General features: G+C 69.1%; 17 protein-coding genes. 11 read left to right on the forward strand and 6 right to left on the reverse strand.

The features are described from left to right. Nucleotides 1–63: 63 nt before the first annotated feature. The 6 genes from hflK to QZH52_RS13405 all read left to right on the forward strand — a co-directional run bounded on the left by hflK (nt 64) and on the right by QZH52_RS13405 (nt 5815). Nucleotides 64–1404: an FtsH protease activity modulator HflK gene (gene hflK / locus QZH52_RS13380; RefSeq protein ID WP_301809598.1), complete on the forward strand. Its 1341-nt coding sequence runs from the start codon at nt 64–66 to the stop codon at nt 1402–1404. A 13-nt stretch (nt 1405–1417) separates the two neighbouring features. Beyond that, a complete protein-coding gene (hflC, locus tag QZH52_RS13385) occupies nt 1418–2320 on the forward strand; it encodes a protease modulator HflC (protein WP_286524093.1) in 903 nt (300 codons plus the stop codon). Between the two features lie 16 nt (nt 2321–2336). Further along, nucleotides 2337–2525: a DUF2065 domain-containing protein gene (locus tag QZH52_RS13390; RefSeq protein WP_301809600.1), complete on the forward strand. Its 189-nt coding sequence runs from the start codon at nt 2337–2339 to the stop codon at nt 2523–2525. A gap of 219 nt (nt 2526–2744) precedes the next feature. Beyond that, nucleotides 2745–3908, forward strand: coding sequence for an ATP phosphoribosyltransferase regulatory subunit (locus QZH52_RS13395; protein ID WP_301809602.1), 1164 nt, complete (start codon nt 2745–2747; stop codon nt 3906–3908). Between the two features lie 21 nt (nt 3909–3929). Next, nucleotides 3930–5261: an adenylosuccinate synthase gene (locus tag QZH52_RS13400; protein WP_301809605.1), complete on the forward strand. Its 1332-nt coding sequence runs from the start codon at nt 3930–3932 to the stop codon at nt 5259–5261. 29 nt (nt 5262–5290) lie between these two features. After that, nucleotides 5291–5815 (forward strand): phosphoribosyltransferase, encoded by a 525-nt coding sequence (locus QZH52_RS13405; protein ID WP_286524856.1) that lies wholly within the window; start codon nt 5291–5293, stop codon nt 5813–5815. A gap of 20 nt (nt 5816–5835) precedes the next feature. On the opposite strand, the gene QZH52_RS13410 is transcribed toward QZH52_RS13405, so the two are convergent. Continuing rightward, nucleotides 5836–6273, reverse strand: a complete 438-nt coding sequence (locus QZH52_RS13410; RefSeq protein WP_286533025.1) for a VOC family protein — start codon at nt 6271–6273, stop codon at nt 5836–5838. Next, nucleotides 6260–7177: a helix-turn-helix domain-containing protein gene (locus QZH52_RS13415; protein WP_301809964.1), complete on the reverse strand. Its 918-nt coding sequence runs from the start codon at nt 7175–7177 to the stop codon at nt 6260–6262. The genes QZH52_RS13410 and QZH52_RS13415 overlap by 14 nt, the downstream gene beginning before the upstream one ends. A 40-nt stretch (nt 7178–7217) precedes the next feature. On the opposite strand from QZH52_RS13415, the gene QZH52_RS13420 reads away from it, so the two are divergent. Both QZH52_RS13420 and QZH52_RS13425 read left to right on the forward strand, forming a co-directional pair. Further along, on the forward strand, nt 7218–8411 hold the full coding sequence (locus tag QZH52_RS13420; protein WP_301809608.1) for a PLP-dependent transferase: 1194 nt from the start codon (nt 7218–7220) through the stop codon (nt 8409–8411). A gap of 68 nt (nt 8412–8479) precedes the next feature. Further along, nucleotides 8480–8683, forward strand: coding sequence for a hypothetical protein (locus QZH52_RS13425; RefSeq protein ID WP_286507677.1), 204 nt, complete (start codon nt 8480–8482; stop codon nt 8681–8683). Between the two features lie 95 nt (nt 8684–8778). Here QZH52_RS13425 and QZH52_RS13430 read toward each other — a convergent pair whose 3' ends face one another. Next, a complete protein-coding gene (locus QZH52_RS13430; protein WP_301809612.1) occupies nt 8779–9483 on the reverse strand; it encodes an arylesterase in 705 nt (234 codons plus the stop codon). Here QZH52_RS13430 and QZH52_RS13435 point away from each other — a divergent pair. From QZH52_RS13435 to rlmB, 3 genes are read left to right on the forward strand one after another with little or no spacing between them, the layout of a single operon-like run. Then, nucleotides 9446–10156 carry an ABC transporter ATP-binding protein gene (locus QZH52_RS13435; protein WP_301809615.1) on the forward strand — a complete coding sequence of 237 codons (711 nt, stop codon included), beginning with the start codon at nt 9446–9448 and terminating at the stop codon, nt 10154–10156. The two genes, QZH52_RS13430 and QZH52_RS13435, sit on opposite strands and share 38 nt — an antisense overlap. 14 nt (nt 10157–10170) lie before the next feature. Then, a complete protein-coding gene (locus QZH52_RS13440) occupies nt 10171–10353 on the forward strand; it encodes a hypothetical protein (RefSeq protein ID WP_301809617.1) in 183 nt (60 codons plus the stop codon). Between the two features lie 7 nt (nt 10354–10360). Beyond that, nucleotides 10361–11119, forward strand: coding sequence for a 23S rRNA (guanosine(2251)-2'-O)-methyltransferase RlmB (gene rlmB / locus QZH52_RS13445; RefSeq protein ID WP_301809620.1), 759 nt, complete (start codon nt 10361–10363; stop codon nt 11117–11119). Here rlmB and QZH52_RS13450 read toward each other — a convergent pair. The 3 genes from QZH52_RS13450 to QZH52_RS13460 form a co-directional block, all read right to left on the reverse strand. Then, complete coding sequence (locus tag QZH52_RS13450) at nt 11109–11582, reverse strand: DUF3237 domain-containing protein (RefSeq protein ID WP_301809622.1); 474 nt, start codon at nt 11580–11582, stop codon at nt 11109–11111. The two genes, rlmB and QZH52_RS13450, sit on opposite strands and share 11 nt — an antisense overlap. 33 nt (nt 11583–11615) lie before the next feature. Then, the gene (locus QZH52_RS13455; protein ID WP_286524069.1) at nt 11616–11786 is read right to left on the reverse strand and encodes a hypothetical protein; all 171 of its coding nucleotides are present in this window, start codon (nt 11784–11786) and stop codon (nt 11616–11618) included. Nucleotides 11787–11886: 100 nt separating this feature from the next. After that, nucleotides 11887–12861: an aldo/keto reductase gene (locus tag QZH52_RS13460; protein WP_301809626.1), complete on the reverse strand. Its 975-nt coding sequence runs from the start codon at nt 12859–12861 to the stop codon at nt 11887–11889. Nucleotides 12862–12880: the final 19 nt, after the last annotated feature.

Consider the following 12880-nt stretch of genomic DNA (forward strand, 5'->3'; position numbering starts at 1 on the left):
ACTTCACTGACCAAAGAACAGACTCGAATGAATTCAAAGCCAGTGTGGAGACGGTTTCCGGCGATGTTCAATCTGAACGACGGCCGCTGGGGCCGGGGTGACGACTCCTCGTCCAGCGGCGACCGCCCGACTGCCAACCGGCCCGAAGGCGAGCCGCCGTCGCCGCCTCCCGGCAACAACAACAACCGTCCGCGGGGCCAGGGTCCGAACCAGGGACCGCCCGACCTCGACGAACTCTGGCGCGACTTCAACCGCAAGCTCGGTGGCCTGTTCGGCGGCGGGCGCGGCGGCGACCGGCCGCCGGGCGGTAACGGCAACGGCGGCGGCATGCGGCCCGACATGAAGAACGCGGGCTTCGGCCTCGGCCTGATCGCCGTGGTCGCCGTCCTGATCTGGCTCGGCACCGGCTTCTTCATCGTCAACGAAGGCCAGCAAGCCGTGATCACCCAGTTCGGGCGCTACAAGGCGACCGTGGGCGCCGGCTTCAACTGGCGGCTGCCGTACCCGATCCAGCGCCACGAGATCGTGGTCACTTCGCAGATCCGCTCTGTCGATGTCGGCCGCGACACCATCGTGCGCTCGACCGGTCTGCGCGAGTCGGCCATGCTGACCGAGGACGAGAACATCGTCGAGATCAAGTTCGCGGTGCAGTACCGTCTGAACGATGCGCGCGCCTTCCTGTTCGAGAGCAAGGCGCCTTCCGACACCGTGGTGCAGGTGGCCGAGACCGCGGTGCGCGAAGTGGTCGGCAAGATGCGCATGGACGCCGCGCTGGCCGACGAGCGCGACCAGATCGCGCCGCGCGTGCGCAACCTGATGCAGACCATCCTCGACCGCTACAACCTCGGCGTCGAGATCGTGGCGATCAACCTGCAGCAGGGCGGCGTGCGGCCGCCCGAGCAGGTGCAGGCGGCCTTCGACGACGTGCTCAAGGCCGGCCAGGAGCGCGAGCGCGCCAAGAACGAGGCCCAGGCCTATGCCAACGACGTCGTGCCCCGCGCGACCGGTACCGGCTCCCGCCTGAAGGAAGAGTCCGAGGCCTACAAGGCGCGGATCGTGGCCCAGGCGCAGGGCGATGCCCAGCGCTTCAGCTCGGTGCTGTCCGAATACCAGAAGGCGCCGCAAGTGACGCGCGACCGCATGTACGTCGACGCCATGCAGCAGATCTACAGCAGCACCAGCAAGATCCTGATCGACTCCAAGCAGAACTCGAACCTGCTCTACCTGCCGCTCGACAAGCTGATGCAGCAGACCGGCGCCAGTGCCGCCGGCACGCCGTCGGATGCCGCGAGCCCCAACGTCGCCGGCACCGCCGCGCCGCAATCCTCAGTGATTCCGGTGGCTCCGTCCGCCGGCGATGCCCGGGCCCGCGATGGCCGTTCACGCGACCGCGACGTGCGCTGAGGACCAGAAAGCTATGAACAGAATCGGATTCATCGTCTCGTCGGTCCTGGTGGCGCTCGCGCTGCTGAGTTCCACGCTCTTCGTGGTCGACCAGCGCCAGTTCGGCGTGGTCTACGCGCTCGGCCAGATCAAGGAAGTGATCACCGAGCCCGGCCTCAATTTCAAGCTGCCGCCGCCCTTCCAGAACGTGTCCTATATCGACAAGCGGCTGCTGACCTTGTCCAGCCTCGACCCCGAGCCGATGCTCACGGCCGAGAAGCAGCGCGTGGTGATCGACTGGTACGTGCGCTGGCGCATCACCAACCCGTCGGAGTACATCCGCAACGTCGGCCTCGACGAGAACGCCGGCGCGGTGCAGCTCAACCGGGTGGTGCGCAACGCCTTCCAGGAAAACATCAACAAGCGCACCGTGCGCGACCTGATCTCGACCCGCCGCGATGCGCTGATGGCCGACGTCCAGCGTGAAGTGCTGGCGGTCGTGAAGGGCGCCAACAAGCCGTGGGGCGTGGACATCGTCGACGTCCGCATCACGCGGGTCGATTATGTCGAGGCCATTACCGAGTCGGTCTATCGCCGCATGGAGGCCGAGCGCAAGCGAGTCGCCAACGAACTGCGCTCCACCGGCTTCGCCGAGGGCGAGAAGATCCGCGCCGACGCCGACCGCCAGCGCGAGGTGATCGTTGCCAACGCCTACCGCGACGCCCAGAAGATCAAGGGCGAGGGCGACGGCCGCGCCGCTGGCATCTATGCCGAGGCCTTCGGCCGCGATCCGCAGTTCGCGCAGTTCTATCGCAGCCTGGACGCCTACAAGCAGAGCTTCAACAAGAAGAGCGACGTCCTGGTGCTCGACCCCTCGTCGGAGTTCTTCCGGGCCATGCAGGGCTCGGGCTCGACCGGCAACGCGCCGCGTCGCTGACGACCGGCTTCGCCGCGTGGACAGCGACACCTTCTGGAGCGCGCTGGCCCTGGTCCTGGTGATCGAGGGCCTGCTGCCTTTCCTGTCGCCCGGCAGTTGGCGGCGCGGCTTCAACCAGCTCATGCAGCTGCGCGACGGCCAGCTGCGCTTCTTCGGGCTGTGCAGCATTGTTCTAGGACTGTTCCTGCTCTGGCTCCTGGGGTGATGTCGCCCCCACGCTTCCCCACTGCGTGTGGGGCGCTGCCCCCCGAGGGGGCCCAGGCCGCCTTGGGGCGGCCCGGCGGCGGCCTGAAGTCGCCCCCACGCTTCCCCACTGCGTGTGGGGCGCCGCCCCCCGAGGGGGCCCAGGCCGCCTCGGGGCGGCCCGGCGGCGGCCTGCCACAGTCCCGGTAGAATCCCGGTTTAACCACGGCCCCCGATCTCCATGTCCGCCTGGGTCCTTCCGGATCACATTGCCGATGTGCTGCCTTCCGAGGCGCGCCACATCGAAGAACTTCGACGCCAGCTGCTCGACACCGCCCGTGGCTATGGCTACGAGCTGGTGATGCCGCCGCTGCTGGAGCATCTTGAATCCCTCCTGTCCGGTACCGGCGAGGCGCTCGACCTGCAGACCTTCAAGCTGGTCGACCAGCTGTCGGGCCGCAGCATGGGCCTGCGCGCCGACACCACGCCGCAGGTTGCCCGCATCGACGCCCACCTGCTGAACCGGGCCGGCGTGGCGCGGCTGTGCTACTGCGGCCCGGTGGTCCACACCCGGCCCGACCGCCCCCATGCCACGCGCGAGCCGCTGCAGTTCGGGGCCGAGATCTACGGCCACGCCGGGCTCGAGGCCGACACCGAGATCCTGCGACTGGCGCTCGACTGCCTGCGGGCGGCCGGCGTCACCGGGCGCGCCCAGGCGCCGGTGATCGTCGACCTGGCGGACGCCCGCATCGTGCGCTCCCTGTTCGCCGGCGTGCCGGTCGATGCCGCTGCGATCGCGCGTGTGCATGCGGCGCTTGCGGCCAAGGATGCGAGCACCCTGCGCGAACTCACGGCCGGCTTCCCGGCCCCGTCGCGCGACGGCCTGCTGGCCCTGGTCGAGCTCTACGGCGATGCCGCGGTGCTCGACGAAGCGGCCCGCGTGTTGCCGGAAAACGTCGGGATCCGCGCCGCGCTCTCCGACCTGAAGCAGCTCGCTGCCCGCCTCGAGGGTGCGCGCGTGAGCTTCGACCTGGCCGACCTGCGCGGCTATGCCTACTACAGCGGCATGCGCTTCGGCATCTACGCCGACGGCGCCAGCGACTCGCTGGTGCGCGGCGGCCGCTACGACGAGGTGGGTGCGGTGTTCGGCCGCAACCGTCCGGCGGTCGGCTTCAGCCTCGACCTGCGCGAGCTGGTTGCGGTGCTGCCCGCGCGGCCGCTGCGGGCCGCGATCCGCGCCCCCTGGAGCGACGCCGAGCCCCTCAACAGGGCCATCGCCGCACTGCGCGGCGAGGGCGAGACCGTGGTCTGCGTGATGCCCGGCCACGACAGCGAAATCGACGAATTCCATTGCGACCGCGAGCTTGTCCTGCAGGACGGCCAATGGCGCGTGCAAGCCATCTGAAATCTTGAGAAGCGAGACACCATGAGCGTTACCACCGGAAGAAACGTGGTCGTCGTCGGCACCCAATGGGGCGACGAGGGCAAGGGCAAACTGGTCGACTGGCTGACCGAAAGCGCGCAGGGCGTGGTGCGCTTCCAGGGCGGCCACAATGCCGGCCACACGCTGGTCATCAACGGCGTCAAGACGGCGCTGCACCTGATCCCGAGCGGCATCATGCGGCCCGGCGTCAAGTGCTACATCGGCAACGGCGTGGTGCTCTCGGCGGCCAAGCTGTTCGAGGAGATCGAAGGGCTCGAAAAGGCCGGCGTCGAAGTGCGTTCGCGGCTGCGCATCAGCGAGGCCTGCCCGCTGATCCTGCCGTTCCATGCGGCGCTCGACATCGCCCGCGAGGCCTATCGCGAGAAGGGCGGCATCGAGAAGATCGGCACCACCGGCCGCGGCATCGGCCCGGCCTACGAGGACAAGATCGCTCGCCGCGCGCTGCGGGTGCAGGACCTGAAGCATCCCGAGCGCTTCGCCACCAAGCTGCGCGTGCTGCTCGACCTGCACAACCATGTGCTGACCCAGGTGCTGAGCGCGCCGGCGATCGATTTCGACACCGTCTACGACGAGGCGATGCGCCACGCCGAACTGCTCAAGCCGATGATGGCCGACGTCTCGCGCGAGCTCAACGATGCGAACCGGGCCGGCGCCAACCTGCTGTTCGAAGGCGCCCAGGGCACGCTGCTCGACGTCGACCACGGCACCTATCCCTACGTCACCTCGAGCAACTGCGTGGCCGGCAACGCGGCCGCGGGCTCGGGTGTCGGCCCGGGCATGCTTCACTACGTGCTCGGCATCACGAAGGCCTACTGCACCCGCGTCGGCGGCGGCCCGTTCCCGACCGAGCTCGACTGGGAGAAGCCCGGCACCGTCGGCTGGCACCTGAGCAACGTCGGCGCCGAGAAGGGCGTGACCACCGGGCGCAGCCGCCGCTGCGGCTGGTTCGATGCCGCGCTGCTGAAGCGCTCGGCCCAGGTCAACGGCCTCTCCGGCCTGTGCATCACCAAGCTCGACGTGCTCGACGGCCTCGAAGAACTCAAGCTGTGCACCGGCTACGAGCTCGACGGCGAGTACACCGACATCCTGCCGATGGGCGCCGACGAGATCGAGCGCTGCACGCCGGTCTACGAGACGCTCGAGGGCTGGAGTGACAGCACCGTGGGCGTGACCCAGTACGACAAGCTGCCGATCAACGCGCGGCTCTATCTGCAGCGCATCGAGCAGGTCACGGGCGTGCCGATCCACATGGTGTCGACCAGCCCCGACCGCGATCACACGATCATGATGCGCCATCCCTACCTGGCCGACTGAACGCAACCACCCGCAGGAACACCATGACCATGTTGACCGAAGACGGCAAGCACCTCTACGTGAGCTACGACGAGTACCACAACCTGATCGAGAAGCTCGCGATCAAGGTGCACCAGTCGGGCTGGCAGTTCGACACCATCCTGTGCCTGGCGCGCGGTGGCTTGCGGCCCGGCGACGTGCTGTCGCGGATCTTCGACAAGCCGCTGGCGATCATGTCGACCAGCTCGTACCGCGCCGATGCCGGCACGGTGCAGGGCCACCTGGACATCGCGCGCTTCATCACCACGCCCAAGGGCGAGATCGCCGGCAAGGTGCTGCTGGTCGACGACCTGGCGGATTCGGGCCACACGCTGCATGCCGTGGTGGAGCAGCTCAAGAGCAACTACAAGCCGATCACGGAGCTGCGCAGCGCGGTGCTCTGGACCAAGGCACTGTCGACCTTCACGCCCGACTACTCGGTCGAGTTCCTGCAGACCAACCCCTGGATCCACCAGCCTTTCGAAGGCTACGACTCGCTCGGCGTCGGGAAACTGCTGGAGAAGTGGTCGGTCTGACCCGGTGAGGCCTCGCGGCCTCACTTGAGTTCTTCGGTGTAGCGCTTCTGCATTTCTTCGGGCGCCACGGCCTCGATGGCGTGCCCGACATTCCACCGGTGTCCGAACGGACAGCGGAAGGTGCCCGAGCGTTCGCCGTAGAAATGATCTTCCAGCGGCATTTCCAGCGTCGCGCCGGCCTTCAGGGCGCGCGCGACCAGCGCATCCGCGTCGTCGACGTGCAGGTGCAGCGTGACGGGGGTGGCGCCCAGCGTGGTGGCGCTGCGGATGCCGTACTCAGGGAATTCGTCGCACAGCATCACGGTGGTGCCGCCGAAATCGAGTTCGGCGTGGCCGATGCGGCCGCCGGGCTCGGTCAGCCGGAACTTCTCGGTGGCGCCGAAGACCTCGCCGTAGAAGGCGATCGCGGCGGCCGTGTCCTTCACGCAGAGATAGGGGAACAGTTCATGGACGGTCATGCGGGGGTCCTCGATGAAGCGGTGTGGGCGCGATTCTGATCCCGCCCGGGCGGGACGTCTTGGACGAAGTTGACCTGTCGACGCAGACGTGGTTCGGTGCGCTCGGCGCCGCCCGGCGGTAGGCCTCCGGGCTCATGCCGGCGATGTCGCCGAACTCCCGGATGCAGTGGGACTGGTCGCTGTAGCCCAGCGCCAGGGCAAGCTCCACCCAGGGCACGATCCCCGGTGCCGTGGCCAGCAGCCGCTGGAAGCGCAGCACGCGCTGCAGGCGCTTGGGCGCGAGCCCGGCCGCCTCCTTGAAGAGGGAGGCGAAATGCCGGTGGCTGTAGCCGCTGGCGCGCACCAGGTCGCGAACCGGCGTGCCGTCGGCAATGCCGCGCAGGCCCCGCGCGACCGCCGGGTGCAGCGCAAGCGGGCGTTGCGCCAGTCGCCGGACGAGCAGGGCCTCGAGCGCGTCCAGCCGGGCCGAAGGCATGCGCAGGCCTTGCAGCAGGTCGAGCGCGTCGCCGGCGGCCCCGCCCCAGAGTGCGTCGAGTGGCGTGTGCCGTTCGGCCAGGGCCGAGGCGGGCATGCCGAACAGCGCCCAGGCGGCGCCGGGGCGCAGCTGCGCGCCCACCGACGCGGTGGGCGCCGCAACCTCCCGGGCATAGAACGCCGAACGGGCGCCGCCGACCATGGCATGGCCCACCGTCCAGCCGGTGCTGTCGTCCGGGTCGGCGAAGAGCCGCAGCGGGGTGTCCGACAACCTGAACACGAGGTGCATGTCACCGGTCGGCAGCACGTGTTCGCGCCGAGGCGCCGGGTGCGGGAGCGCGCCCGCAGGGCCGGGCTCGGCCGCCCACATCGAGCGGACGACGAACCGCAGCGAAGGCGGGGGAATGCGCGTGAGCAGCATGCCGGCCATTGTGCGCACTGGCGGCGATCCGGTCGACTAGCATGGAGGGATGCGAAAGCCCATCACCGACCTGATCCACCATCCCTATAGCCCGCCGGCCCATTTCGCGGCGCCCCAGCCGGGCGTCTACAAGGCTTCGACCGTGTTCTTCGCCGACGTCGCCGCGATGCGCGCGCGCGACTGGCGGACCAAGGTCGGCTACACCTACGGCCTGCACGGCACGCCGACCACCTTCACGCTCGAGGAGCGGCTCGCCACGCTGGAGGGCGGCGCCGAGTGCCTGCTGGTGCCCAGCGGGCTGGCGGCGATCTCGCTGGTCTCGTTCGCGCTCCTGAAGGCTGGCGACGAGGTGCTGATTCCGGACAACGCCTACGGTCCGAACAAGGCGCTGGCGAACGGCGAGCTGGCCAATTTCGGCATCAGCCACCGGCTCTACGACGCCATGAACCCCGCCGACCTCGCGGCCAAGCTGTCGGACCGCACCAAGCTGGTCTGGGTGGAGGCGGCCGGCTCCGTGACGATGGAGTTCCCGGACCTGCCGGCGCTGGTCGGTGCCTGCCGCGAGCGCGGCGTGATCACGGCGCTGGACAACACCTGGGGCGCCGGCCTGGCCTTCGCGCCCTTCGATTTCAACGGCACGGGGCAGGGGGTCGACATCTCGGTCCATGCGCTGACCAAGTACCCGAGCGGGGGCGGCGACGTGCTGATGGGCAGCGTGGTCACGCGCGACGAGCGGCTGCACCGCGCGCTCAAGCTGACCCACATGCGCATGGGCTTCGGCATCGGCGTGGGCGACGTCGAAACCGTGCTGCGCTCGCTGCCCAGCCTGGCGCTGCGCTACCAGGCGCATGACCGCGGTGCCCGCGAACTCGCCCGCTGGCTCGAAGGCCGGGTCGAAATTGCCCAGGTGCTGCATCCGGCGCTCGAGGGCTCGCCGGGCCACGCGCACTGGCTGCGGCTCTGCGGCGCCAGCGACCTGGCGGCGGGTCTGTTCTCGGTGGTCTTCGACGCCCGCTACGGCACCGAGCAGGTCGACCGCTTCTGCGACCGCCTGGCCTTGTTCCGGCTCGGCTATTCGTGGGGTGGGCCGATCAGCCTGGTGGTGCCCTACGACATCGGCCTGATGCGCGACGCCGCGGTGGCCCGCTGGCCGCACAAGGGCACGCTGGTGCGTTTCTCGATCGGCCTGGAAGACGTGGACGACCTGCGCGCCGACCTGGAACAGGCGCTGGCGGCACTCTGAGAGCGCCGCGATATCGCGTACAGTCAAGCCATGTGCAGTCACCGTGACTGTCTCGTGAAGGAGAAGCAGTGGCAACACCAAATTACGGCTATGAAAAGCGCCAGAAAGAACTGGCAAAGAAGAAAAAGAAGGAAGACAAGCTGAGGGAAAAGGCCAACCGCAAGCTCATGCCCAGCAGCGACGGCCTGGCACCCGGCGATCCGGAGACCGATGTCGCTTCGCTGGAACGCGATCCGCCGACGGTGCCCGAACTGCCGACCAAGAACGGCTGAGCCGTTCCGGACCTCCACCTCGAATGAAAAAGCCGCCGCGGCTCAGCGCCGCGGCGGCTTTTTGCTTGCATGAACCGAAGCCGGCCGGCGGCTGGCTATTTCGGCAGCATCTTGCGCAAGGCCGGCCAGACGTTGTCGAGCATGCGCGGCTGGGCGGCCGCGGTCGGGTGGATGCGGTCGGCCTGGAACAGCACCGCCGCATCGGGCCCGTCGGCGATGCCCTTCAGCAGGAAGGGAACCACGGGTGCCTTGGTCGCCGCCGCCACCTTCGAGAAGATGGCCTCGAAGCGGCGCGTGTAGTCGCTGCCGTAGTTCGGCGGCACCTGGATGCCGACCAGCAGCACCTGGGCGCCCATGGCCTGTGCGGCCTTGGTCATCTGCAGCAGGTTGTCCTCGGTGCCGGCCAGCGGCAGGCCGCGCAGGGCGTCGTTGGCGCCGAGTTCGAGCACCACGTGCGTCGGCTGGTGCTGCGCCAGCAGGTTGGGCAGCCGGGCCCGGCCGCCCGCGCTGGTGTCGCCGCTGATGCTCGCGTTGACCACCGTGGCGGCGATCTTTTGTTCGGCCAGCCGCTTGTCGAGCAGCGGCACCCAGCCTTCGCCGCGCTTGAGGCCGTACTCGGCCGACAGCGAGTCGCCGACCACCAGGATCAGGGGCGCCTTGCCCGCTGCCGCCTGCGCGCCGGCGGCCGGCCATGACCCTGCATTCGCGACCAGCGCGGCGCTCAAGATAAAGTGACGTCGATTCACCACGCAAAACCTTTCAATGTCCTCAATCCGATCCGATGGCCGAGCCGACGCCATCGTCGCCGTCCAGCATGTCTTCAAGTCCGTGACCGACTCCACCGGAACGCTGGATATTCTGCAGGACATCGACTTCACCCTGGGCGCCAGGGAGACCGCTGCGATCGTCGGCGCCTCGGGCTCGGGCAAGAGCACGCTGCTGTCGATCGTCGCCGGCCTCGACACGCCCACCCGCGGTACCGTGAAGCTCGGGGGCGAGGACCTGTTCGCGATCGACGAGGACGAGCGTGCGGCCCTGCGGGCGCAGAAGGTCGGCTTCGTGTTCCAGAGTTTCCAGCTGCTCGGCAACCTGAGCGCGCTCGAGAACGTGATGTTGCCCCTTGAACTGGCCGATCGCAAGGATGCCCGCAAGGCCGCCACCGAGATGCTCGGCCGCGTCGGCCTCGGCCAGCGCCTGGGCCACTATCCCAAGGTGCTGTCGGGCGGCGAGCAGCAGCGGGTGGCGCTGGCGCGGGCCTTCGTGGTCCAGCCGGCCCTGCTGCTGGCCGACGAGCCCACCGGCAGCCTCGATTTCGCCACCGGCGAGCAGGTGATGCGGCTGATGTTCGACCTCAACCGTGAACTGGGCACCACCCTCGTGCTGGTCACGCACGACCGTGGCATCGCGGCCCAGTGCGAGCGCAAAATCACGATCGAGGCGGGGCGCGTGGCGCTCGACCAGGGGGGGAACTGAACCGCGGGAGAGCCATGCCCAGACCTTCACCAGACAGCGACGAGGAAGACGACACTGCCTTCGGCGGGCTGGCGCCTCGCAGCGGCCCGCAGGCCGGGCCCAGGGCCCGCAAGCCGTCCCGATGGGCCCGCTGGGCGGGGGTCGCCGCCGGACTGCTGCTGCTGTGCCTGCTGCTCTATCTCGCCGGGGCTCGATAATCCCCGCATGTCTTCCCCCAAAGTGATTTTCGGCTTCCATGCCGTCGGCGTGCGCATCAAGACCTCGCCCCAATCGGTGATCGAGGTGCTGTTCGATGCCAGCCGGCGCGATGCCCGCATGCGGCAGTTCGTCGCCCGCGCCCAGGAAGCCGGCGTGCGGCTGGTCGAGGCCGATGGCCTGCGCCTCTCGAAGCTGAGCGGCAGCCACGGCCACCAGGGCGTGGCTGCGCGCGTCGAGCCGGTCGCCCAGACCCATTCGCTCGACGAACTGCTGGAGGGCCTGGAAGCCGCGGGCACGATGCCGCTGCTGCTGGTGCTCGACGGCGTGACCGACCCGCACAACCTGGGCGCCTGCCTGCGCGTCGCCGACGGCGCCGGGGCCCACGCGGTGATCGCGCCGAAGGACCACGCCGCCGGCATCAACGCCACCGTCGCCAAGGTGGCGAGCGGAGCGGCCGAGACAGTGCCGTATTTCATGGTGACCAACCTGGCGCGCACGCTCAACGAACTCAAGGAGCGCAGCATCTGGTGCGTCGGCACCAGCGACGATGCGCCGGGCACGCTCTACCAGAGCGACCTGCGGCGCCCGCTGGCGCTGGTGCTGGGCGCCGAAGGCGAGGGGATGCGCCAGCTCACGCGCAAGACCTGCGACGAACTGATCAGCATCCCGATGGCGGGCGCCGTGGAAAGCCTCAACGTGTCGGTGGCGAGCGGCGTCTGCCTCTACGAGGCGATGCGGCAGCGGCTGGCCCCGGCTACAGGCTGAAGAAACGCATCACGACCTCGGCCGGGTGCCGCACCCCGACGCCGACGAACATGCGGTCGGTGATCCAGCCCAACGTCTTCGAAGCGGTCTCGAAGCGCGGGTGGCAGCGGAAGTAGACCTGGGCCGGGTCGACGGGTTCGCCACGCAGCAGCGCCGCCATGACCTCGACCGGTGCCGAGCGCACCGCATGGTTCTGGACGTAGATCAGGTCGCCGGCGTCGGTCTCGAGGCCGTAGCGGGCGTCGAGTTCGGACAGGGTGTCGCTGAGGATCAACTGGAAGTCGGTGCCGCCGGGCAGCACGCGGGCGGTCCAGCCGTCGCCGCGGGCTTCGCCGCCGGTGATCGGCACCAGCCGTCGCATGCCGCGCGGGCCGCGGCTCAGGACTTCGGGCCGGCCGACCTCGACCCGGAGATCGGCGAAATGGGCAAGCGTGGGTGGGGCGAGGGGGTCATGGGGATTCATCCCGCAAGCGTATCGCGGATGGGGCCCCGAGGGTCAGGACGGGTCCTTGCCGCGGGTGCGGCCGACGCCGCTGAAGATGCCGATGCCGAGCAGGATCAGGGCGCCGATGCCGATGTAGAGCGAGGGCACGCCGGCCACCGAGGCGGCCCAGCCCACGCCGGCCAGGAATATCAGGAAGCCGATCATGTAGAGGGCGAAGGACATGGTTGTTGCTCCGGGTCTGGGAATATGGGAATCGACCCAGTCTGCCTTCGCCCGCGTCCCTGCGCGGCGGCCGCGGCCGCCAATCCGTGTCGGAGGGAGCCTACCGTTGGGCCGGGGCGGCGGGCTCGGCGCTCGCCGCGTCGAGCGCCGCGATCGTCTCCGGCGACAGCTGGAGCGCGGCTGCCGCGACCAGTTCCTCCAACTGCTTCATCGAGGTCGCGCTGGCGATCGGCGCCGTGACCGCTGGCCGCGCGATCTGCCAGGCGATCGCCACCTGGCCCGGGGTCGCGCCATGGGTCCTGGCGGCGGCGTCGAGCGCGTCGAGGATGCGCAGGCCGCGTGGGTTCAGGTACTTCTTGGTGGTGCTGCCGCCGCGCGCGCTTTTCGCGGCATCCGCCGGGCTTCGGTACTTGCCGGTCAGGAAGCCGGCGGCGAGCGCATAGAAATTGATCACGCTGACGCCGCGCGCGAGGCACAGGGGCTCGAGCGCCTCCTCGAAGACCGCCCGGTCGTAGAGGTTGTACAGCGGCTGCAGGCTCTCGTAGCGCGGCAGCCCCTGCTTCTCGGCCACGTCCAGCGCCTCGGCCAGCCGCGGGGCGCTGAAGTTCGAGGCCCCGATCGCGCGCACCTTGCCCGCCTTGATCAGCGCCGCGAAGGCTTCCGCCGTGTCGGAGAGCGGCGTCTCCGGGTCGTCGTCGTGGGATTGGTAGAGGTCGATGCGATCGGTCTGCAGGCGCCGCAGCGACGCATCGACGGCTTCGTGGATGTAGGCAGGTGACAGGCCCTTCTTGCCTTCGCCCATGGGCTTGCCGAGCTTGGTCGCCAGCACCACGCGGTTGCGCTTGCCGCTCTGGCGCAGCCACTTGCCGATGATGGTCTCGGATTCGCCGCCGCTGTGGCCGGGCACCCAGCTGGAATAGACATCGGCGGTGTCGATGAAATTGAAGCCGGCGTCGAGCCAGGCGTCGAGCAGACGGAACGACAGCGCTTCGTCGACGGTCCAGCCGAACACGTTGCCGCCGAAGGCCAGTGGCGAAACCTGGAAGCCCGAGCGGCCGAGGGGTCGGAGTTGCATGAGGAAGAAGCCTTGAAAA

The sequence above is a fragment of the Variovorax ginsengisoli genome, assembly GCF_030486595.1.
Lineage (GTDB): Bacteria > Pseudomonadota > Gammaproteobacteria > Burkholderiales > Burkholderiaceae_C > Variovorax > Variovorax ginsengisoli_B.

Coding starts and splice junctions, on each gene's coding strand:
- QZH52_RS13400 (WP_301809605.1), top strand. CDS start 3,930: ATGAGCGTTACCACCGGAAGAAACGTGGTCGTCGTCGGCACCCAATGG.
- QZH52_RS13410 (WP_286533025.1), bottom strand. CDS start 6,273: ATGACCGTCCATGAACTGTTCCCCTATCTCTGCGTGAAGGACACGGCC.
- QZH52_RS13450 (WP_301809622.1), bottom strand. CDS start 11,582: ATGAATCCCCATGACCCCCTCGCCCCACCCACGCTTGCCCATTTCGCC.
- QZH52_RS13460 (WP_301809626.1), bottom strand. CDS start 12,861: ATGCAACTCCGACCCCTCGGCCGCTCGGGCTTCCAGGTTTCGCCACTG.
- QZH52_RS13440 (WP_301809617.1), top strand. CDS start 10,171: ATGCCCAGACCTTCACCAGACAGCGACGAGGAAGACGACACTGCCTTC.
- QZH52_RS13405 (WP_286524856.1), top strand. CDS start 5,291: ATGTTGACCGAAGACGGCAAGCACCTCTACGTGAGCTACGACGAGTAC.
- hflC (WP_286524093.1), top strand. CDS start 1,418: ATGAACAGAATCGGATTCATCGTCTCGTCGGTCCTGGTGGCGCTCGCG.
- QZH52_RS13435 (WP_301809615.1), top strand. CDS start 9,446: ATGTCCTCAATCCGATCCGATGGCCGAGCCGACGCCATCGTCGCCGTC.
- QZH52_RS13455 (WP_286524069.1), bottom strand. CDS start 11,786: ATGTCCTTCGCCCTCTACATGATCGGCTTCCTGATATTCCTGGCCGGC.
- QZH52_RS13395 (WP_301809602.1), top strand. CDS start 2,745: ATGTCCGCCTGGGTCCTTCCGGATCACATTGCCGATGTGCTGCCTTCC.
- QZH52_RS13430 (WP_301809612.1), bottom strand. CDS start 9,483: ATGGCGTCGGCTCGGCCATCGGATCGGATTGAGGACATTGAAAGGTTT.
- QZH52_RS13420 (WP_301809608.1), top strand. CDS start 7,218: ATGCGAAAGCCCATCACCGACCTGATCCACCATCCCTATAGCCCGCCG.
- hflK (WP_301809598.1), top strand. CDS start 64: ATGTTCAATCTGAACGACGGCCGCTGGGGCCGGGGTGACGACTCCTCG.
- QZH52_RS13415 (WP_301809964.1), bottom strand. CDS start 7,177: ATGGCCGGCATGCTGCTCACGCGCATTCCCCCGCCTTCGCTGCGGTTC.
- rlmB (WP_301809620.1), top strand. CDS start 10,361: ATGTCTTCCCCCAAAGTGATTTTCGGCTTCCATGCCGTCGGCGTGCGC.